General features: G+C 59.8%; 16 protein-coding genes. 15 read left to right on the top strand and 1 reads right to left on the bottom strand.

What is annotated here, in order from left to right; genetic code table 11:
- Window positions 1–49: 49 nt before the first annotated feature.
- The 3 genes from B5M42_RS03535 (at window position 50) to B5M42_RS03525 (ending at window position 3,040) form a co-directional block, all read left to right on the top strand.
- Window positions 50–907 (top strand): PHP domain-containing protein, encoded by an 858-nt coding sequence (locus tag B5M42_RS03535; protein WP_209280775.1) that lies wholly within the window; start codon window positions 50–52, stop codon window positions 905–907.
- 1 nt (window position 908) lies between these two features.
- Window positions 909–1,787 carry a UTP--glucose-1-phosphate uridylyltransferase GalU gene (galU, locus tag B5M42_RS03530; protein ID WP_134756253.1) on the top strand — a complete coding sequence of 293 codons (879 nt, stop codon included), beginning with the start codon at window positions 909–911 and terminating at the stop codon, window positions 1,785–1,787.
- 386 nt (window positions 1,788–2,173) lie between these two features.
- Window positions 2,174–3,040 carry a MerR family transcriptional regulator gene (locus B5M42_RS03525; RefSeq protein WP_230632602.1) on the top strand — a complete coding sequence of 289 codons (867 nt, stop codon included), beginning with the start codon at window positions 2,174–2,176 and terminating at the stop codon, window positions 3,038–3,040.
- Between the two features lie 60 nt (window positions 3,041–3,100).
- Here the strand turns inward: B5M42_RS03525 and B5M42_RS03520 are convergent, their stop codons facing one another.
- Window positions 3,101–4,846 (bottom strand): Rqc2 family fibronectin-binding protein, encoded by a 1,746-nt coding sequence (locus B5M42_RS03520; protein ID WP_134756249.1) that lies wholly within the window; start codon window positions 4,844–4,846, stop codon window positions 3,101–3,103.
- Window positions 4,847–5,027: 181 nt separating this feature from the next.
- On the opposite strand from B5M42_RS03520, the gene B5M42_RS03515 reads away from it, so the two are divergent.
- The 12 genes from B5M42_RS03515 to rsmB all read left to right on the top strand — a co-directional run bounded on the left by B5M42_RS03515 (window position 5,028) and on the right by rsmB (window position 19,898).
- Entirely contained in the window at window positions 5,028–7,802 is a 2,775-nt protein-coding gene (locus tag B5M42_RS03515; RefSeq protein ID WP_134756247.1) for a calcium-translocating P-type ATPase, SERCA-type, read from the top strand.
- Window positions 7,803–8,053: 251 nt separating this feature from the next.
- The gene (gene dapF / locus B5M42_RS03510) at window positions 8,054–8,884 is read left to right on the top strand and encodes a diaminopimelate epimerase (RefSeq protein ID WP_134756245.1); all 831 of its coding nucleotides are present in this window, start codon (window positions 8,054–8,056) and stop codon (window positions 8,882–8,884) included.
- Window positions 8,885–8,975: 91 nt separating this feature from the next.
- A complete protein-coding gene (locus B5M42_RS03505) occupies window positions 8,976–10,910 on the top strand; it encodes a bifunctional homocysteine S-methyltransferase/methylenetetrahydrofolate reductase (RefSeq protein ID WP_230632600.1) in 1,935 nt (644 codons plus the stop codon).
- Window positions 10,911–10,939: 29 nt separating this feature from the next.
- Window positions 10,940–11,827: a YicC/YloC family endoribonuclease gene (locus B5M42_RS03500; protein ID WP_134754845.1), complete on the top strand. Its 888-nt coding sequence runs from the start codon at window positions 10,940–10,942 to the stop codon at window positions 11,825–11,827.
- A gap of 33 nt (window positions 11,828–11,860) precedes the next feature.
- Window positions 11,861–12,121 carry an extracellular matrix/biofilm regulator RemA gene (gene remA / locus B5M42_RS03495; RefSeq protein WP_009672664.1) on the top strand — a complete coding sequence of 87 codons (261 nt, stop codon included), beginning with the start codon at window positions 11,861–11,863 and terminating at the stop codon, window positions 12,119–12,121.
- Complete coding sequence (gene gmk, locus B5M42_RS03490) at window positions 12,111–12,749, top strand: guanylate kinase (RefSeq protein WP_134754847.1); 639 nt, start codon at window positions 12,111–12,113, stop codon at window positions 12,747–12,749. Before remA ends, gmk begins: the two co-directional genes overlap by 11 nt.
- A gap of 2 nt (window positions 12,750–12,751) precedes the next feature.
- Window positions 12,752–12,967 (top strand): DNA-directed RNA polymerase subunit omega, encoded by a 216-nt coding sequence (gene rpoZ / locus B5M42_RS03485; protein WP_134754849.1) that lies wholly within the window; start codon window positions 12,752–12,754, stop codon window positions 12,965–12,967.
- Window positions 12,968–13,062: 95 nt separating this feature from the next.
- Window positions 13,063–14,304, top strand: a complete 1,242-nt coding sequence (gene coaBC, locus B5M42_RS03480) for a bifunctional phosphopantothenoylcysteine decarboxylase/phosphopantothenate--cysteine ligase CoaBC (protein ID WP_407946105.1) — start codon at window positions 13,063–13,065, stop codon at window positions 14,302–14,304.
- Window positions 14,304–16,874 carry a primosomal protein N' gene (priA, locus tag B5M42_RS03475; protein ID WP_134754853.1) on the top strand — a complete coding sequence of 857 codons (2,571 nt, stop codon included), beginning with the start codon at window positions 14,304–14,306 and terminating at the stop codon, window positions 16,872–16,874. The genes coaBC and priA overlap by 1 nt, the downstream gene beginning before the upstream one ends.
- Before the next feature lie 42 nt (window positions 16,875–16,916).
- A complete protein-coding gene (gene def, locus B5M42_RS03470) occupies window positions 16,917–17,402 on the top strand; it encodes a peptide deformylase (RefSeq protein WP_134754855.1) in 486 nt (161 codons plus the stop codon).
- Window positions 17,399–18,361, top strand: a complete 963-nt coding sequence (fmt, locus tag B5M42_RS03465; protein ID WP_230632598.1) for a methionyl-tRNA formyltransferase — start codon at window positions 17,399–17,401, stop codon at window positions 18,359–18,361. The genes def and fmt overlap by 4 nt, the downstream gene beginning before the upstream one ends.
- 82 nt (window positions 18,362–18,443) lie before the next feature.
- Entirely contained in the window at window positions 18,444–19,898 is a 1,455-nt protein-coding gene (gene rsmB, locus B5M42_RS03460) for a 16S rRNA (cytosine(967)-C(5))-methyltransferase RsmB (RefSeq protein ID WP_407946104.1), read from the top strand.
- Window positions 19,899–19,957: the final 59 nt, after the last annotated feature.

Below are 19,957 nucleotides of genomic sequence, written 5' to 3'. Positions count from 1 at the left end.
AGGTGCGTGAACCATCGGTAGGTAGACGAGAGAGAAAGGGGATGTGTTGATGTCCATACGAAGCGCAGCGGATTTGCACACGCACACGACGGCCTCTGACGGAACGATGCCGCCGGCCGCGAACGTTCGGCTTGCTTGGGAGGCTGGACTTGGGGCTGTAGCCATTACCGATCACGATACGGTATCAGGCGTAGCCGAAGCGCTGGCTGAAGGAACACGGCTCGGCATCGAGGTCGTGCCGGGCGTGGAAATCAGTACGGTAGCCGACAATCAGGACATCCATGTTCTGGGTTATTATGTCGATATCGAGCAGCCGCTATTTTTGAGCCGGCTGGCGTCGCTGCGCGAAACGCGCGATCAGCGCAATGAACTGATTCTGGCCCGTCTGCAGCAACTGGGCGTGGCCGTGACGATGAACGAGGTGCTCAAGGAAGCCGCAGGCGACAAACGCCGCGGCGATACCGTGGGCCGGCCGCATATTGCCGCTGTGCTGCTGCGCAAGGGGTACGTCGCTTCAATTCAGGAGGCGTTCGACCGCTATTTGGCCAGCGGTGCGGCTGCATACGTCAATCCGCCGCGCATTGCCCCGGCAACGGCGATTGCCTGGATTCGCGAAGCGGGCGGCGTTGCGGTGCTTGCCCATCCGGGATTGTACGACGACGATTCGTTGGTCGAGTCGATTCTGGAGGGCGGCGTCGACGGCATCGAGGTTTTTCATGCCGATCATACTTCCGAGGATGAACAGAAATATGCGCAGCTTGCCGAGCGCTACAATTTGGTGGCGACGGCGGGCTCGGATTTTCATGGAGAGCGAGGGGGCGTTGTGTTCCATGCTCCGCTTGGCTCCCGTCAAGTAACGCTGGACGTGCTGGCGTCTTTACGACAAAGGAAGGGGTCGAACTTATAATATGAAAAAAATTCGCAAAGCGATTATTCCCGCAGCCGGATTGGGCACGCGGTTTTTGCCTGCAACGAAAGCGCAGCCAAAGGAAATGCTGCCAATTGTCGATAAACCTGCCATTCAATATATTGTAGAAGAAGCGATTCAATCCGGTATTGAAGACATCATTATCGTGACCGGCCGCAACAAGCGGGCGATTGAGGACCATTTCGACAAATCGGCGGAGCTGGAAACGATGCTGGAGGAAAAAGGCAGTCACAAGCTGCTGAACATTGTGCAGTCGGTATCCAATCTGGCCGATGTCCACTACATTCGTCAGAAGCAGCCGCTGGGGCTCGGACATGCGATATTGTGCGCGCGCAAGTTTATCGGGGACGAGCCGTTTGCCGTTCTGCTCGGCGACGACATCCTGCAATCCACGCCGCCCGGGCTCAAGCAGATGATCGATTTGTACGAACAGACGAACACCTCGGTCATTGCCGTGCAAGAAGTCGATTGGGAAGACGTGGACAAGTACGGTATCGTATCTCCGGCAGAAGCTCACGAGGGCTACCGGATGATTCAGGATCTGGTGGAAAAGCCGGAACGGTCGCAAGCGCCTTCGAACCTTGCCGTCATCGGCCGTTATATCATTATGCCGGAAATTTTCGGCATTTTGGAGCGGCAGGAGCCGGGACGCGGCGGAGAGATTCAGTTGACCGACGCGTTGCGCAAGCTGAACGAAATTCAGCAAATGGCTGCATATTTGATGAAAGCCAAACGCTACGATGTTGGCGATAAATTCGGATACATTGAAGCTACCATCGAAATCGCGCTCGAGCGGGAGGATTTGCAGGAGCATGTAAAAGCTTATTTGACCGATCTCGTTCGCAAATGGGAGCGGTAGCAGTCCGCTCTCAATGCCGACAGCATCACGAGTACGCCAAAAAAGCGCTTGACCCTTGCGGGGCAGGCGCTTTTTTGGCGTACTTGCAGCCCGCTTGCAGCCCGCTTGCAGCCCGCTTGCAGCCCGCTTGCAGCCCGCTTACGTGCGTAAGCTTGGCAGGGCGGGCGGCTTCGCATAAAGCCTTTGCAGGTGAACCGGGCTGTCCATTGGCGCGGATATTGGCATGCTTCTATAGGTTGTGTAAGGTTTTTCCATGAGAGTTTCGTTGTATAAGCTTTGTGAATGGCTTATAATGGAAGCATGAATGGTGCTTCGGGGGTCTCACAAAGATGACAAGGCTTTATACAATCAGGGAAGTGGCTCAGCGCACAGGGTTGAGCACACAGTTGATACGTAAGTGGGAGGAACGTTACGAGGCGGTGACGCCGACCCGCTTCTCGAACGGTTACCGCGGCTATACGAAGCCGGATATCGAGACGCTAATTTGGCTGAAAACAAAGGTAGACGAAGGCGTGCCGATCGGTATTGCCGCGAAGGAGCACAAGCGGACCGAAGTACCCGCCGACGAGCCGGCCGCGCAGTGGCAGCCGCTGCCGAAGCAGCCGCCGGGGATGAAGGCCTACAGCAATATGTTGATTGAATTTTTCCTGCGGCTTGATCAGCCGGGCGCGCAGCAATTTCTGGATCAGCTGCTGGCGCTGCATCATACCAATTTCGTGCTGATGCAGGTGCTGGAGCCTGCGCTGATCGAGTTGGGCGAGCGCTGGGAGCGGGGCGAAATTTCCGAATACCAGGAGCATTTCGGCAGTCATTTTGTGCGGGAACGGCTGTTGTCGATGAAGAACGTCTATATGGCCCAAAGCGGCAGTCCGCTGTTGGTTACAGCCTGCTCGCCGGGCGAGCGTCATGAGCTGGGCATTTTGTTTCTCGGCTATTTTGCGCTGCAAGCGGGCTTTCAAATCGCATATTTGGGGACTTCTCCTTCGGAGAAGGGGATTTTTGAATGTCTGGAGCAGCAGCGCCCGTTGGCGTTTGCTTTCAGCAGCTCGTCAAGGGAAGGGCTGGAAGAGTCCGCGGGATTTTACCGCGAGCTGGATAAGGGGATCGAGCAGCTCGGGCTGCACACCAAAGTGTTCATTGGCGGCAGCGCGATTGTCGATGACAGCATTATGCCCGGCACGCGTTTTGTGTATTTGCTAAGCGGCACGGCGCAGGCGGCGATTGCCAAGATGAAGCGGCTTCTGGCTGATTAAAGCAGCCTTGAAGACGCTTTGTTTGCGTGGGCGATGGTAGCGTCTGGCTGATATCGCGGTTTATTTGACCGTCACGGGCATCTGCTTGATCTGCTGCTCCTCGGGAGTGACGAACAGCGTTTTCTGATTGACATAAATGACGAAGCCCGGCTTAGCGCCGCTTGGCTTGTGCACATGACGGATGAGCGTGTAGTCGACCGGAACCTGGCTCGATTCCTTGGCCTGACTGAAATAAGCGGCCAACTGTGCCGCCTCCAGCAGCGTTTGTTCGGAAAAGCTGTCGCCGCGGATGACCACGTGCGAGCCGGGAATATCCTTCGTATGCAGCCAGGTGTCGGATGCAGCCGCCAGTCGATTGGTCAAATATTCATTTTGCGTATTGTTTTTGCCGACGTAGATCGGCACGCCTTCACTGGACGTATAGCAGGCAAGCGATGGCTTGGTCAGCTTTTTCTTTTTGCGCTGCTTCTTTTGCCGGTCGCGAATGTAGCCCTGTTCCATCAATTCGTCGCGAATTTCTTCGATATCGAGGAGCGTTGCGGAGCCTAGCTGCTGCAAAAGCGTGCTTAAATAAGCGATTTCCGCATGCGTTTGAGTCATTTGCTCTTCAACGACGACGGCGCTGTTTTTCATTTTGGTATACTTTTTAAAATACCGCTGCGCGTTGTCTGACGGAGAAAGCAGCGGATCGAGCGGAATGCGGATCAGCGGCAAATTTTCGTCGTAATAATCGACGGTTTCCAGCTCTTTATCGCCTTTTTGCACCGTGTGCAGCGAAGCGGTCAGCAGCTCGCCCAGAATGCGCACCTTGTCGGCGTCCTTGGACTCGTCAAGCGTTTCCTGCAGCTTGTTGAGTTTTTTTTCATTTTTGTTTTTTTCGTTTTGCAAAAAACGCAGCAAGTCCGCGACGCGTTGCTTGACGGTATCCCGCTCGGCTTTATCGCCGTAAAACGCTTCAAGACAAGCGGAAGGCGAAGCGAAGCTGCGCAAGGTGCCGCCCAGATGGGTAAGCGCGGTCACGGAAAACGACGTTTTGCCGCTGCTGTCGGCTTCAACGATAACCGGCGTGTAACGGTGTGCGCGCGCGTCGTCCATCAAGCCGGCAAACGCCGGCCATACCGCGTTGGCATGCGTCTTCGCTTCCGCATCAGCCGGCAGGCCGCTGCGGAAGGCGATTTCCGAAGCAATCAGCGGGCTCAGCCCGCTGAACGCGCCGACCAGCGCCGATTTGAGCGGCTGCTCCGCTTGTGCGGCCAGCGCTGCTGCGAAGTCGGCTTCGTTGACGGCAAGCGGGTCCAGCTTGTGCTGCTCGGGCGGCGCTGTGTAGGCGCTGCCGGGCATGACGATCCGGTACGAGCTGATTGCCGGTGTGACGTGATGAATGCCGTCAATGATCGTTTGGGTAGCCGGGTCAGTCAGGATGATATTGCTGTGCCGGCCCATGATTTCCATCACCAGCGTCTTGACGCTGATGTCGCCAAGCTCGTCGCGTTGCCGCACGGACAAGCGGACGATCCGCTCCATGCCGACCTGCTCGACAGCTTCCAGGATGCCGCCCTCGCAATGCTTGCGCAGCAGCATGCAGAACATCGGCGCTTCCATCGGGTTCATAAAAGCCTGTTCGGTCATATGCATCCGCGGGTATGTCGGGTTGGCCGACAGCAGCAGCCGCACATTGCGGCCCTGAGCCCGTAATTGCATCACAATATCGTGTTCGCTTGGTTGATGAATTTTATTGATACGCGCGCCGGCACAGCTTTGCAGCTCGTGCACGATAGCGCGGAGGACCAGTCCGTCCAAGGCCATAGCTTTCAACTCCATTTCACGTAGAAAAGTGCTATCCTCTATCATGCCATATTTTCCGGCAAAAATTAAGCGGCTTTGCCGGGGAGAAACGATTACAGGGATATTTTCCGGCTTGTCTGAATACATTTACGATGAGTGTGCAGGGCAAGATTCGCGTGGAAAGCGGGAGGGAGAAGGGCGGATGAGTCAGAAAGAATGGTACCAGATGACGGCGGAGGAAGCGCTGCAGGCTCAGCAGGTGAGCGCGCAGACAGGCTTGCCCTGGGACGCGGCGCTGCAGCGTCAGGAGGAAGCCGGCCGCAACGAGCTGGCAGAAGGCGAGCGCATATCGCCAATCACATTGCTTTTGAATCAATTCAAGGATTTCATGGTGCTGGTGTTATTGGGGGCGACTCTGATTTCCGGCTTGCTGGGCGAATATCTCGATGCGATTACGATTATCGCGATCATCGTGATGAACGGCATTCTGGGCTTCGTGCAGGAGTTTCGCGCCGAGCGTTCGCTGCGGGCGCTCAAGGAGCTGTCTGCGCCTAATGCGCGGGTGGTAAGGGAAGGGGCGGTACATCAAATTCCGGCCAGAGACCTGGTGCCTGGCGATATCGTGCTGCTGGAGAGCGGAGACCGCGTGCCGGCAGACGTGCGTTTTCTGGAAACGAACGGCTTGTATGTCGAGGAGTCGGCGCTTACCGGCGAATCGGTGCCAGTCGGCAAGCTGATTGAAGGGCTCGCCTACGGCGAGGTGCCGCTTGGCGATCAGCGCAATCTTGGCTTTATGGGCACGATGGTCGCCCGCGGCACGGCCAGAGCTGTTGTGGTACGCACCGGCATGAGTACGGAAATGGGCAAAATCGCCGATCTGATTCAGAATACGGAATCGATGGAGACACCGTTGCAGCATCGGCTGGAGCAGCTTGGCAAGGTATTGATTATCGTAGCGATTGCGTTGACCATTCTCGTCGTTGTCGCCGGTATCATGCACGGGCAGCCGCCTTACGCGATGTTCCTCGCCGGTGTCAGCCTGGCCGTTGCCGCGATTCCCGAAGGGCTGCCGGCCATCGTCACGATTGCGCTGGCGCTCGGCGTGCAGCGTATGATCAAACGCAAGGCGATTGTGCGCAAGCTGCCTTCGGTGGAGACGCTCGGCTGCGCATCGGTCATCTGCTCGGACAAAACGGGTACGCTGACGCAAAATAAAATGACCGTCACGCATATTTGGGCCGGCGGCGACTTGCTGGAGGTATCCGGCGACGGCTATACGCCGCAAGGCGAGCTGCTGCTCGACGGGCGGCCGACCGATCCGCGCCGCCACCCGATAGTCAGCAGGCTGCTGCAGGTATCGGTCCTGTGCAACAACGCTTCGCTGCATGAAGAGAAAATGGAGACCAAGCGCAAGAAAAGCAAGGACGAGGCACAAGCCGTCTGGTCGATCAAGGGCGACCCGACAGAAGGCGCGCTGGTGGTGCTTGGCGCCAAGGGCGGTATGACGCAGGAGGCGCTGGCCGGTTCGTTTGCGCGCATCGCCGAGTTTCCGTTCGATTCCGAGCGCAAGCGGATGTCGGTGATCGTCGAGCACGAAGGCGGGCGACTCGTCTGCGCCAAGGGAGCTCCCGACGTGCTGCTGGAGCATTGCAGCTACGTGCTGTGGGACGGCAAGCCGATTCCGTTCACAGCGACGCTCAAAGCCAAGGTGATGGCCGCCAACGAGGGCATGGCCCGCTCGGCGCTGCGCGTGCTCGGACTGGCGTACCGCGAGCTCAAGCCAAGCGAGGCTTGCCGCGAGCATGACGAGGCCGAGCACAGCCTGGTGTTCGTCGGCTTGACCGGCATGATCGATCCGCCGCGCAAGGAGGTTCGCGAAGCGATCTCCAAATGCCGCAAGGCCGGAATCAAGACGGTGATGATCACCGGCGACCACCTGACGACGGCCGAAGCGATCGCGCGGCAGCTGGGCATGCTGCAGGCCGGCGGCGGCAGCTTGAGCGGCCAGCAGCTGGCGCTGCTTTCCGACGAGGAGCTTGACGCCAAAGTGGAAGAAACGAGCGTCTATGCCCGCGTGTCGCCGGAGCACAAGCTGCGCATCGTCAAATCGCTGCAGCGCCGGGGGCATGTCGTGGCGATGACCGGCGACGGGGTGAACGACGCGCCGGCGATCAAGGCGTCCGACATCGGCATCGCCATGGGCATTACCGGCACGGACGTGTCCAAGGAGGCGTCGGCGCTCGTGCTCAGCGACGACAATTTTTCCACCATTGTGGCTGCTATTGAAGAGGGCCGGGGCATTTATGAAAATATCCGCAAATTCATCCGTTATTTGCTCGCCTCCAACGTCGGCGAAATCATGACGATGTTCATCGCGATGATGGCCGGTCTGCCGCTGCCGCTGGTGCCGATTCAGATCCTGTGGGTCAATCTGGTCACCGACGGCTTGCCGGCGATGGCGTTGGGGGTCGATCAGGCGGAAAAAGATCTGATGCAAATGAAGCCGCGCTCGGCGAAGGAAAATATTTTCGCCCGCCGTCTGGGCTGGAAAATCATCAGCCGGGGCATTCTGATCGGCATCTGCACGCTCGGCGCGTTCTGGCTCGTGCTGCGCGTGGCGCCGGACGACGCCGGCCAACTGCTCAAGGCGCAAAGCGTCGCCTTCACCACGCTGGTCATGGCACAGCTGATCCACGTGTTCGACTGCCGCAGCTCGCGTTCGATTTTTCACCGCAATCCGCTGCAGAACCGCTATCTTGTACTGGCTGTGCTTTCGTCGCTCGCCTTGATGCTGGCAGTCATGTACATTGAGCCGTTGCAGCCGATTTTCAAGACGGTGCCGCTCGGCTGGAAGGAATGGGTGCTTGCGCTGATTGCGGCGGGCATTCCAACGTTCCTGATGGGGCTTGGCAGCGTACTGTCGCCGAAACGCACAAAGCGTCAGGCTTCCTACAAGGCGCGTCCAAGCATGCGCTGAAGCGTCATATAGAAGACTGTCGTTTGCGGACGCTTGCTCAGCGTTCCGGCGGCGGTCTTTTTTTTGCCGTTCGGCATTTGCCCGCCAGTTCCCCCGGCATCCAGAATCCCGAATCCCGATTCCCATTCACGTGTCCCGACTCCCGGCTTCCCGGTGTTCCGGCGGTTTCATGGGAAGTTGCTCTAGGCATTCCGCGTATTTTACGTTATGATAGGGGCTAAAAGTATAAAAAATAGGAGATCTGATCGCATATGAACTTTACAAAAATGCATGGTTTGGGCAATGACTTTATCGTATTTGCTGGGGAAAAGGAGCTGCCGGCCGGCGTCGACGAGCTGGCGATCAAGCTGTGTCACCGCTATTTCGGCATCGGCGCGGACGGACTGGTCTACATTCTGCCTTCGGAGAAAGCCGATTTTATGATGCGCATTATCAATTCCGACGGCTCGGAAGCCGAGCAATGCGGCAACGCGATCCGCTGCGTAGCCAAATACGTGTACGACCACGGCATGACCGACAAAGAGGAAATTACGATTGAAACGATCGGCGCCGGCGCGCAAAAGGTGCAAATTACGACCGACAACGGCAAAGCCGTCAAGGTGCGCGTCGATATGGGGCAGCCGGTGCTGAACGGGCTGCAGGTGCCGACGACGATTGATCAAAATCCGGTTTTGAACCATCCGGTGGAAGTGGACGGACGCCAGTTCCAGTTCACGGCTGTGTCGATGGGCAACCCGCATTGCGTAATTTACGTGGACGACGCTGTGAATTTCGATTTGAATGTATGGGGGCCGAAGCTGGAGGTGCATCCGCTGTTCCCGCGCAAAATCAACGTGGAATTCGTGACCGTGAAAAGCCGCGACTATGCCGATATGCGCGTTTGGGAGCGCGGCGCAGGACCGACGCTCGCTTGCGGCACAGGCGCTTGTGCAACCGTTGTCGCTTCCGTGCTGAACGGCTTCACCGACCGCACCGCAACCGTATCGCTCAAGGGCGGCGATCTGCATATTGAATGGAACGAAGCCGACAATCATGTCTACATGACAGGTCCTGCGACGGAAGTATTCAAAGGAACGCTGTAATTTATAAGTAAGTTTGATAGATGTACGATAGTGGTAGCTCCCGATTTGTGTTAAAGTAGATGTACTAATTTTCAAGGTGGGGAGTTATACGATGAAACCGGATCTTCGTGAGGCGTTGCAGCGTCAGGTGCTTACCGGCGACGGCGCTATGGGGACTTATTTATATCAGATGGGATTTCCCGTCGGCATTTCATATGAGGAATTGAATTTGCTGCAGCCTGATCAGGTTGCCGACGTGCACCGCCGTTATTATGAGGCCGGTGCTCGTCTTATTGAAACGAATACCTTTTCGGCCAATCGTGAAAAGCTGTCGAAATTCGGGCTCGAAAACGACGTCGAGGCGATTAATCGCGCCGGTGTGGAGCTGGCCCGCAAAGCGGTGGGCGGCGACGCCTACGTCGTCGGCGCGATCGGCTCGATCCGCGCAGGCAAGCGCAAAAACGTGCGCACGTCCGAGGTCGAGAAATCGCTGCGCGAGCAAATCGGCATTTTGCTGGACTCGCCCGTCGACGGCTTGCTGCTGGAGACGTTCTACGATCTGGAGGAGCTGCAGCTGGCGCTGGGAATTATTCGCGGGCTGAGCGACCTGCCGGTCATTTGCCAGTTCGCCACCGAGGGCACGGGCAGCACGCAGGACGGCGTGCCGCTCCAGGAAGCGTTCGAGCGGCTGCAAGGGCTTGGCGCCGACGTCATCGGCTTCAACTGCCGGGTCGGTCCGAACGGCATTTTACGCACGATGGAGAAGCTGTCGCTGCCAGGCGTGCCGTTCTCGGCGTTCCCGAACGCCGGTCTTCCCGACTACGTGGACGGGAAGATCACCTTTGCGGCGACGCCCGAATACTTCGCCGAGAGCGCGCTGCGCCTCGCCGGTATCGGCGCGCGCCTGATCGGCGGCTGCTGCGGCACGACGCCGGAGCATATCGCCGCTGTCGCGCGAGCGCTCAGCGGCTATGTGCCGCCGGAGGCCGGCGCGGGCGCAGGCGGGGCGGGGATCGCAGCCAGCGATGCCCCGCAAGCCGTTGCGCCAGCCTCCGCAGCCGCTGCGCCCGTCGTCGTGCGGGCGCCTGAACCGGCGCCGGCCGACGCGGCGCCGCCGGCGGGGACGCCGTCGCTCGTCGAGCTCGTGCGCCGGCGTCCGACCGTGATCGTCGAGCTGGACCCGCCACGGGACCTCGACATCGAGAAGTTTATGCTCGGCTCGAAGGCGTTGCAGGACGCTCACGTCGACGCAATCACGATGGCCGATAATTCGCTTGCCGTCACGCGCATGAGCAATCTGGCGCTCGGCCATCTCGTGCAGGACCGGCTCGGGGCGCGCCCGCTCATTCATATCGCTTGCCGTGATCGCAACATGATCGGCACGCAGTCGCATCTTATGGGCCTTCACGCGCTGGGCATCGACCATGTGCTGGCCGTTACCGGGGATCCCGCCAAGTTCGGCGACCTGCCGGGAGCGAGCTCGGTATACGATTTGACCTCGTTTGAGATCATCCGCATGATCAAGCAGCTTAACGAGGGCATCGCCTTTTCCGGCAAGCCGCTCAAGCGCAAGGCGAATTTCGTCGTCGGCGCGGCGTTCAATCCGAACGTCAAGCATCTGGACAAAGCGGTCAAGCGGCTGGAGCGCAAGATCGAAGCCGGGGCCGATTACATCATGACCCAGCCGGTATACGATCCGGAGCTGATCGAGAATATCTATGAAGCGACCCGGCATCTGAACGTGCCGATCTTTATCGGTATCATGCCGCTGGCGAGTGGCCGCAACGCCGAATATTTGCACAATGAGGTTCCGGGCATTCAGCTTTCCGACGAAGTGCGCGCGCGCATGTCCGGTCTGGAAGGGGCAGCGGGACGGGCAATGGGCGTAGAGATCGCCAGAGAGCTGCTGGACGCAGCCATGCGCCGCTTTAACGGCATCTATCTGATGACGCCGTTTTTGTTCTATGAAATGAGCGTGACCTTGACGAACTACGTATGGGAAAAGTCGAATCGCCGCGATTTCCACTTGTCCCCACTTTCAAAATGAATTAAAATAGACTAACGGATGTGATCAGGATGCTATGCAGCATGACGGGCTTCGGACAGGCAAGCCGTTCCTTCGCCGGATACAAGGTGTTTATCGACATCAAGTCGGTCAATCACCGCTACAGCGAAGTGAGCTTCAGAATGCCCCGCGAATGGGCCGGACTGGAGGACGGTTTGCGCAAAGCCGTGTTGAAGACGGTGAAGCGCGGCCGGGTGGACGTGTTCGTGACCGTGGAGCGCGACATCCTTTCATCAAAGAGCGTCAGCGTTGACTGGGCGCTTGCCGAGGGCTACATGCAAGCGGCCGGGCAGCTCAGGGAGCGCTACGGCTTCGGACAGACGCCAAGTTTGCAGGACCTGCTTGCGCTGCCGAATCTCATCGTGCAAAGCGAAGAGCGGACCGACGCCGACGAGGAGATGCTGGCCCAAGAGCTCGGGTCATGTCTGGCCGGCGCGCTGGATGGCTTATCGGCCATGCGACGGCGCGAGGGCGAATACCTGGCCGGCGATTTGCGCCAGCGGCTGGCTGCGCTGGAACGCTTGCACGGAGAGCTGGCAGAGCTTGCGCCGCAGGTCGTAACCGAGCTGGCGGCCCGGCTGGAAGCGCGCGTGCAGTCGCTGCTGCGCGAGCCGGGCGCGCTGGACCCTCAGCGGCTCGCAGCCGAAGTGGCGCTGCTCGCCGACCGCTCCAACGTGGACGAAGAGCTGACCCGGCTGTCCAGCCACTTCGCGCAGTTAGCGGGCTTGCTCGCAGATGAGGAGCCGGTCGGGCGCAAGCTTGATTTTCTCATTCAGGAAATGAACCGCGAAGCGAATACGATTGGCTCGAAGTCGAACCACGCAGAGCTGACAGCGCGAGTGATCGAGCTGAAGGCCGAGCTGGAAAAGATGCGAGAACAAATTCAGAATATCGAGTGAGACGGCGCGCCCTTTTCACGAGGAGGAAGTTGAATGGCTATCAAATTAATCAATATCGGGTTCGGCAACATCGTATCAGCGAACCGCATTATTTCAATCGTGAGCCCTGAATCGGCGCCGATCAAGCGGATCATTCAGGAAGCACGCGACCGGCACATGCTGATCGATGCCACGTATGGCCGCAGAACCCGGGCCGTCATTATCACTGACAGCGACCACGTGATTTTGTCGGCTGTACAGCCAGAGACGGTAGCGCATCGACTCTCCAACAAGGACGATGATCATGACGAGTAATACGAACACTTTGGAACGCGAACGAGGCATTCTGATCGTGCTATCCGGACCCTCCGGCGTGGGGAAAGGGACGGTTTGCGCGGCGCTGCGCAAGATGTCGCCCGATATCGTGTACTCGGTTTCCGCCACGACGCGCAGTCCGCGCCAGGGCGAAGTGGAAGGCGTGAATTATTTTTTCAAATCACGGGAACAATTCCAGCAGTTGATCGAAGCCGATGAAATGCTGGAGTGGGCCGAATACGTCGGTAATTTTTACGGCACGCCGCGCCGGTTCGTTGAAGAAACGCTTCGCGCCGGTCATGACGTCATCCTGGAAATTGAGGTGCAGGGCGCGCTCAAGGTGAAGCAGTCATTCGCCGAAGGCGTATTTATCTTCCTGCTGCCGCCGTCGCTTGACGAGCTGCAAAACCGGATTGTGACGCGCGGCACCGAAACCGATGAAATCATTCGCAGCCGGATGTCGGTGGCCGTCGATGAAATCAAGCTGATGGAGCATTACGACTATGCGATTGTCAACGACCGCGTAGAGACAGCGTGCGCCAAGATCCAGGCGATTCTCACGGCCGAGCACTGCCGCCGCGAACGCGTATTTCCGAAAATCACACAATGGATAGATGGGGTGAACTAAACATGCTGTATCCTTCAATCGACAAGCTGCTCGACAAAGTCGACAGCAAATATTCGCTGGTGGTTGCTGCAGCCAAAAGAGCGCGACTGCTGCGCGACGGAGCCAAATCCGACCTGCGCGCGCCGAAAGCGCACAAATACGTAGGCGTAGCGCTGGAAGAGCTTTACGGAGACTACATCTCCTACGAGAAAATTCAGTATCAGGAAATCGTGAAATAAACCTTACTGACAACCCTTAGCGGTTGTTATTTTTTTCCGGCCGAATCCGTATGCAGGTACATGGCCGCAGCCGGGAGCCAGACGCTTGAAGGAGGATGAACATGGGGAAGCTGCAGGGGAAAACGATTGTGCTCGGCGTGTGCGGCGGCATTGCCGCTTACAAGGCTGCGGCGCTGACAAGCAAGCTGACGCAGGCCGGAGCCGACGTACGCGTCATCATGACCGAATCGGCGGTCCAATTCGTTGCACCGCTGACGTTCCAGACGCTTTCGCGGAATCCGGTATTTGTAGATACGTTTGATGAAAGAGACGCAGCGGTCGTGTCGCATATCGATTTGGCCGACAGCGCTGACCTGATCGTTGTAGCTCCGGCTACCGCCAACATGATCGCCAAGCTGGCGCTGGGGCTGGCCGATGATATGCTGAGCACGACGCTGCTGGCCACGGAAGCTCCCGTCTGGGTCGCTCCGGCGATGAACGTGCATATGTACGCCCATCCGGCCGTTCAGCTCAATATGCAGACGCTGGCCGGGCGCGGTGTGCACTTCATCGAGCCGGGGGAAGGGCAGCTGGCCTGCGGGTATGTCGGCAAGGGACGTTTGGCCGAGCCGGAGGAGATCGCTGCAGTGATCGAGCGCTTTTTTGCCGGTGCGGGCTGTCTGGCCGGACGCCACGTGCTGGTGACAGCCGGCGGCACAGTCGAGCGGATCGATCCGGTTCGCTACATTAGCAACGATTCCTCGGGAAAAATGGGCTATGCCATCGCCGAGGAAGCGGCGCGGATGGGCGCGACCGTGACGCTGGTTTCCGCGCCGACCGCGCTGCCCTGCCCGCCGGGGGTGCGGCTGGTGCCGGTGCAATCGGCGCTCGACATGCGCGAAGCCGTGCTGGAGCGGCTGCCGCACAGCGACCTGGTCGTCAAGGCAGCGGCCGTGGCCGACTACCGGCCGGCGACAGCGGCAGAGCGCAAGCTCAAAAAGCAAAGCGAAACCATGACGCTGGAGCTGGTCAAAAATCCCGATATTTTGCAGGAAATCGGAGAATGCAAGACCGGACAGTTCGTCATCGGCTTTGCTGCGGAAACGAACGACGTCGACCAACATGCAATGGACAAGCTTCAGCGCAAAAATTGCGATTTGCTGGTGGCCAACGACGTTTCGCAGGCTGGAGCCGGGTTTGGCGTCGATACGAACATTGTGCGCATATTTGACCGCAGCGGCATGGTCGAGGCGCTGCCAATCCAAAGCAAAAAGGAAGTGGCACGCCGGCTGCTGGAGCTGGCAGCAAGCCGCATGGCGGCCGTCGGTGCCGCTGCGGAGCCAGAAGGGGAGCTGTAATGTTTGCCAAAGTCATCGTAGATATTCCGTCCAAGCAAACGAATCGCCCCTTTGATTACAAGGTGCCGCTTCAGCTGCGCCGCTGGGTCGAGGTCGGCTGCCGGGTTGGCGTGCCGTTCGGTCCCCGGACGCTTCAGGGCTTTGTCGTCGGCGTTAGCGAAACGAGCGAGCTGGACGGCGCGCGCGTGAAGCCGATTCAAAGCGTGCTGGACCCGGTCCCTCCGCTGACGCCCGAGCTGGTGGAGCTGGCCCGCTGGATCAGCCGGACGTATTTGTGCCATGAAATCAGCGCTTTGCAGGCGATGCTGCCAGGCGCGCTTAAAGCGAAATACGAGCGGATGATCGGATTGGGGAGCGAGCAAGACAACAGCAGCGGGCAGGAGGAGCTGATTCTCGGCGAGCAGGGGGCGATTATCGATTTTGTCCGCAGCCGGGAAGCGGTGCCGTTCGAAGCGCTGATGGAGCGTTTTCCGCAGGAGGGCTCGCTGGTCAAGGAGCTGATCGCCGGCGGTATGCTGACCGAGGTACAGGTGGTCAAGGATCGGATGAGCGCCAAAAAAGTGCTGACGGTGTTCCCCGCAGACCCTGTGCGAATGGAGCAGGTGTTGGCAACGCTGCCCGGCCGTTCGCACAAGCAAAAGGAAGTGCTAGCGTATTTGCTGGCCAATCCCGCTCCCGTGCGGCTGACCGAGCTGATGGAGCGCGCGCTGGTCGGAGCCAGCACGGTCAAAAGCCTGGCGGCCAGCGGAGCGCTGGCGGTGCGCGAAACCGAGGTGCTGCGCGATCCGTATGCCGGGCGTTCATTCGCCCGCACCTCGGCGCTGCCGCTGACCCCCGAGCAAACGGGCGTGTTCGCTGCGATTCAAAGCGCCGTTGCCGAGCAGCGGCATGAGGTGTTCCTGCTCCACGGCGTCACGGGCAGCGGTAAAACCGAGGTGTACCTGCAATCGATTCAGCAGGCGCTTGATCAAGGGCGCGAAGCGATCGTGCTTGTGCCGGAAATTTCCCTGACGCCGCAGATGGTCGAGCGGTTTAAAGGCCGTTTCGGCGATCAAGTGGCCGTGCTGCACAGTCGGCTGTCGCAGGGCGAGCGCTACGACGAGTGGCGCAAGATTATGCGGCGGATGGTCAAGGTCGTCATCGGCGCGCGCTCGGCGATTTTTGCGCCTTTTACGCGGATCGGCCTGATCATTATCGATGAAGAGCATGAATCCTCCTACAAGCAGGAGGAAAGCCCTAAATATCATGCGCGGGAAATTGCGGTACGCCGCGCCCGGCATCATGCAGCGGCCGTTGTGCTCGGCTCGGCGACGCCGTCGCTGGAAAGCTTGCAGCGGACGCGAACCGCGCCGGAGCCGGGCGAAGCCCCGTACCGGCTGTTGACGATGCGCGAGCGCGTGGCCGGCCGGCCTTTGCCGCCGGTCCGCATTGTGGACATGCGCGAAGAGCTGAAGGGCGGCAACCGCTCGATGTTCAGCCGCCCGCTGTATAAAGCGATTGAAGAACGGTTACACAAGAAGGAACAGACCGTTTTACTGCTGAATCGCCGGGGCTATGCGACCTTTGTCATGTGCCGAACCTGCGGCTTCGTAGCAACGTGCCCGCATTGCGACATTTCGCTGACCTATCATCAAAGCACGCGGATGCTGCGCTGTCATTACTGCGGGTATGCCGAGCGTGAGGTTCACGAATGCCCGAGCTGCGCTTCGGAGCATATCCGTCATTTCGGCACAGGGACGCAGCGGGTCGAGGAGGAGCTGAGCCGGCTGTTTCCCGGCATCCGCGTCATTCGAATGGACGTGGATACGACGACGGAAAAAGGCTCGCACGAAAAGTGGCTGACGATGTTTGCCAACAAGCAGGCGGATGTGCTGCTGGGCACGCAAATGGTCGCCAAGGGGCTCGATTTTCCCGATGTGACGCTGGTTGGAGTCATTGCTGCCGATACGGTGCTGAATCTGCCCGATTTCCGCTCCGCAGAGCGGACGTTCCAGCTATTGACGCAGGTCGCCGGGCGCGCAGGCCGCCACGACAAGCCGGGTGAAGTATTCGTGCAGACGTATACGCCGGAGCATTACAGCGTGTTGTGCGCCAGCCGCCACGATTATGGCGATTTTGCCGTGCAGGAGCTGGCCATTCGCGCGCAGCAAGGCTATCCGCCGTTTCAGCGGCTCATTCTGATCACGTTTTCCCATGAGCAGGTGCCGATGCTCATTCGCTTGGCCGAGGCGTTTGCGCTGCGACTGCGGGAGCTGGCGCGGGCGATGACGGAAGCCGACGGCCAGAGAGCTACCGGACACGGAGCGGGTGCGGGAGCCGGCGGCCAGCGGGCAGGAGCGGGAGCCGGCAACCGGATGGCGGACATGCCGGAGGGGTTGACGGTTCTGGGGCCTGTCGCATCGCCCTTGTCGCGAATCAAGGATAGATATCGGTTCCAATGCGTGGTAAAATATCGGGGGGACGTTCCGGCTCCCGAGCTTGTGGCCCAGGCCATGACGCTGTTCGAGGAGCAATCGGCGAAAGAAAAGCTGCAAATCAGCGTGGACGTTGATCCGCAATATTTGATGTAACGGTTCATTTTTATATACAAACCAAGAGGCAGGTGCACGAGCATGGCAATTCGCATTATCGTAAAGGACCCGGACCCGGTGCTGCGGGAGGAAGCGATTACGGTCACCAAGTTTAACTCCAATCTCCACAAGCTGCTGGACGATATGGCCGAGACGATGTACGACGCAAACGGCGTTGGTCTGGCCGCTCCGCAGATTGGTATTCTGAAAAGGGTGATTGTGATGGACGTCGGCAACGAGCTGGGGCTGATCGAGCTGGTCAATCCGGAGGTTGTCGAGAAAAACGGCGAGCAGACCGGCCCGGAAGGATGCCTGAGCATTCCCGGCCTGCAGGGCGACGTGACGCGTCCGATGTACGTAAAGGCGAAGGGGCAGGACCGCAACGGCAATGAGGTTTTCGTGGAAGGGACCGAGCTGCTGGCCCGCTGCATCATGCACGAAATCGATCATTTGAACGGTGTGCTGTATACCGATCTCGCTTTGCGCGTATACGACGTTCAGGAAGCGGAAGAGGAAGAAGAAGCGTGAAGATTGTTTTTATGGGTACGCCGGAGTTTGCCGTCCCGTCGCTGCAGGCGTTGCTCGTCGAAGGCTACGACGTTGCGGCTGTCGTCACGCAGCCCGACCGGCCCAAGGGACGCAAGCGCGTGCTGACACCGCCGCCAGTCAAGCTGGAAGCGGAGCGGCACGGCATTCCCGTGCTGCAGCCGGAGAAGCTGCGCCACCCCGATGCGGTCGAAGCGCTGCGGCAGCTTGCGCCCGACCTGATCGTCACGGCGGCATACGGGCAAATTTTGCCCAAATCGGTGCTGGAGCTGCCCAAGCTCGGCTGCATCAATATTCACGCCTCGCTCCTGCCCAAATACCGGGGCGGTGCGCCGATTCATTATGCGGTGATGCGCGGTGAAGCGGTAACGGGTGTCACGATCATGTATATGGCTGAAGGGCTGGATACGGGTGATATGCTGAGCAGGGTCGAGGTGCCGATTGGCGACGACGATACGACGGGCTCGATGTTCGTCAAGCTGAGCGAGGCCGGGGCCGGTCTGCTCAAGCGGACGCTGCCGGATTTGCTGGCCGGTCGGCTGGAGGCGGTGCCGCAAAATGAAGCGGAAGCGGTGTATTCGCCAAATATCAAGCGCGAGGATGAGCTGATCGATTGGTCGGCGCCGGCGCTGACGATTTTTAATCAGGTGCGCGGTTTAAATCCGTTTCCGGGCGCATATACGTTATGGAATGGCGAAGTGTTCAAAATTTGGGCCTGCGCCAAGCCGCAAGGGACATCTTCCGGCGTCGCGGCGTCACGGCAGGAGGACGCCAAACGTCCGGGCACGGTGCTGCAGGGCGGCGCCTCGGGTATTGAGGTGATGACCGGCGACGGCACGCTTTGGCTGACCAGCGTGCAGCCTGCCGGCAAAAAGGCGATGGACGCCGCCGAGCTGGCGCGCGGCAAGACGCTGGCTCCCGGCACGGTGCTTGGCTCCTGATCATCCTTGCGCCGGCCCCGCTGATCTGATGAGGCGAGCGGGGCGTCCGGCGCTTATTCTACATAAAGACGAGGTATTCGCATTGGCAGCACAATCCGATAATCGCCCGCAACGCGGGAAGCCCGGGACGGCCACGCCGCCGGGCGCACAACGAAAAAAACGGACCACAAGCGCCACGAACAGCGGCGCTCCTTTGCGTTCTGCGCGCGAGGCCGCGCTCGACGTGCTGGTTCGCGTCGAGGAGCAGTCGGCGTACAGCAACCTGCTGCTGCATCAGACGCTGCAGCGGGCCGCTTTGCCGCGCGCCGACGCGGCGCTGGCGACGGAGCTCGTCTACGGCACAATCGGGCGTCAGAACACGCTCGATTATTATTTGACGCGCTTCGTCGCCAAGGGCCTGCACAAGCTGGAGCCTTGGGTCCGCTGTCTGCTGCGGCTCAGCGTGTATCAGCTTGTGTATTTGCAGCGCATCCCCGACCATGCGGCCGTCAGCGAGGCGGTGAACATCGCCAAGCGTCGCGGACATGCCGGTATTTCGGGGATGGTCAACGGCGTGCTGCGCAGCGTTGTGCGCAGCAAAGCCGAGCTTACGCTGCCGGCGGGGCTCGGGGACACGGCGCGCATCGCGCTGGCTGAGTCCCACCCCGAATGGCTCGTGCAGCGCTGGGTGCGGCAGTTTGGCGCAGCCACGGCCGAAGCGATCTGCGCGGCGAACAATGAGCCGCCGCCGGTCAGCTTGCGCGCGAACGTCTTGCGGGGCAGCCGCGCGCAATTGGTTGACGCGCTGGCCGCCGACGGCGTGCGCGCGGAGCCGTCCGCGCTCGCGCCCAGCGGCGTGCGCGTGATGGGCGCGGGCAATATGGCGCTTGACCCGCGCTTTCGCGCCGGCCTGTATTCGATCCAGGACGAAAGCTCGATGCTGGTCGCCGAGGCGCTGGAGCCTTTGCCGGGCATGCGCGTGCTCGACTGCTGCGCCGCGCCCGGCGGCAAGACGGCGCATATCGCCGAGAAGATGGCCAATCGCGGTGAAATCTGGGCGTGCGATCTGCACGAGCACAAGCGCCAGCTGATCGAGGAGCAGGCGCAGCGGCTGGGCCTGCAATCGATCCGCACGCTGACATTGGACGCCGTCAAGCTGGCCGGACATTTCGAGCCCGGCTCGTTTGACCGCATCCTGCTCGACTCTCCATGCTCCGGCTTTGGCGTGATCCGCCGCAAGCCGGACCTGAAATGGGCCAAGCAGGAAGCGGACATTGCCGGCATCGCCGAGCTGCAGCGCGAGCTGCTCAGCAGCGTGCAAAGCTTGCTGGCGCCGGGCGGCGTGCTCGTCTACAGCACCTGCACGCTGGAAAGCGCCGAAAACGAAGAGCAGGTGCGGCGTTTTCTTGAGGCGCACGACGATTTTGCGCTGGAGCCGCTGCCTGCCGCTGCGTTCGCGGCTCTGGGCGAGCAGGCCGCTTCGGGCATGGTCAGCATTTTGCCGCAGCAGTTCGGCTCCGACGGATTTTTTATCGCCAGATTGCGCAAGCGGGCGTAAACGTCGCTGCTCCGCCTATTGCGCGGAAAGTGTGTTCGCGCGCCGTTTGTGCTAAAATA

Source organism: Paenibacillus athensensis (assembly GCF_004514475.2).
Taxonomy (GTDB): domain Bacteria; phylum Bacillota; class Bacilli; order Paenibacillales; family NBRC-103111; genus Paenibacillus_AL; species Paenibacillus_AL athensensis.
The sequence above is the reverse complement of the archived record's forward strand: the minus strand, read 5'-3'. Positions and strand labels throughout refer to the sequence as shown.

Bases quoted from the DNA above. Each gene is read 5' to 3' on its own strand.
- B5M42_RS03500 (WP_134754845.1), top strand. From the start codon at position 10,940: ATGCTATGCAGCATGACGGGCTTCGGACAGGCAAGCCGTTCCTTCGCC.
- rpoZ (WP_134754849.1), top strand. From the start codon at position 12,752: ATGCTGTATCCTTCAATCGACAAGCTGCTCGACAAAGTCGACAGCAAA.
- priA (WP_134754853.1), top strand. From the start codon at position 14,304: ATGTTTGCCAAAGTCATCGTAGATATTCCGTCCAAGCAAACGAATCGC.
- remA (WP_009672664.1), top strand. From the start codon at position 11,861: ATGGCTATCAAATTAATCAATATCGGGTTCGGCAACATCGTATCAGCG.
- B5M42_RS03515 (WP_134756247.1), top strand. From the start codon at position 5,028: ATGAGTCAGAAAGAATGGTACCAGATGACGGCGGAGGAAGCGCTGCAG.
- coaBC (WP_407946105.1), top strand. From the start codon at position 13,063: ATGAACATGGGGAAGCTGCAGGGGAAAACGATTGTGCTCGGCGTGTGC.
- B5M42_RS03505 (WP_230632600.1), top strand. From the start codon at position 8,976: ATGAAACCGGATCTTCGTGAGGCGTTGCAGCGTCAGGTGCTTACCGGC.
- B5M42_RS03520 (WP_134756249.1), bottom strand. From the start codon at position 4,846: ATGGCCTTGGACGGACTGGTCCTCCGCGCTATCGTGCACGAGCTGCAA.
- gmk (WP_134754847.1), top strand. From the start codon at position 12,111: ATGACGAGTAATACGAACACTTTGGAACGCGAACGAGGCATTCTGATC.
- B5M42_RS03535 (WP_209280775.1), top strand. From the start codon at position 50: ATGTCCATACGAAGCGCAGCGGATTTGCACACGCACACGACGGCCTCT.
- dapF (WP_134756245.1), top strand. From the start codon at position 8,054: ATGAACTTTACAAAAATGCATGGTTTGGGCAATGACTTTATCGTATTT.
- galU (WP_134756253.1), top strand. From the start codon at position 909: ATGAAAAAAATTCGCAAAGCGATTATTCCCGCAGCCGGATTGGGCACG.
- def (WP_134754855.1), top strand. From the start codon at position 16,917: ATGGCAATTCGCATTATCGTAAAGGACCCGGACCCGGTGCTGCGGGAG.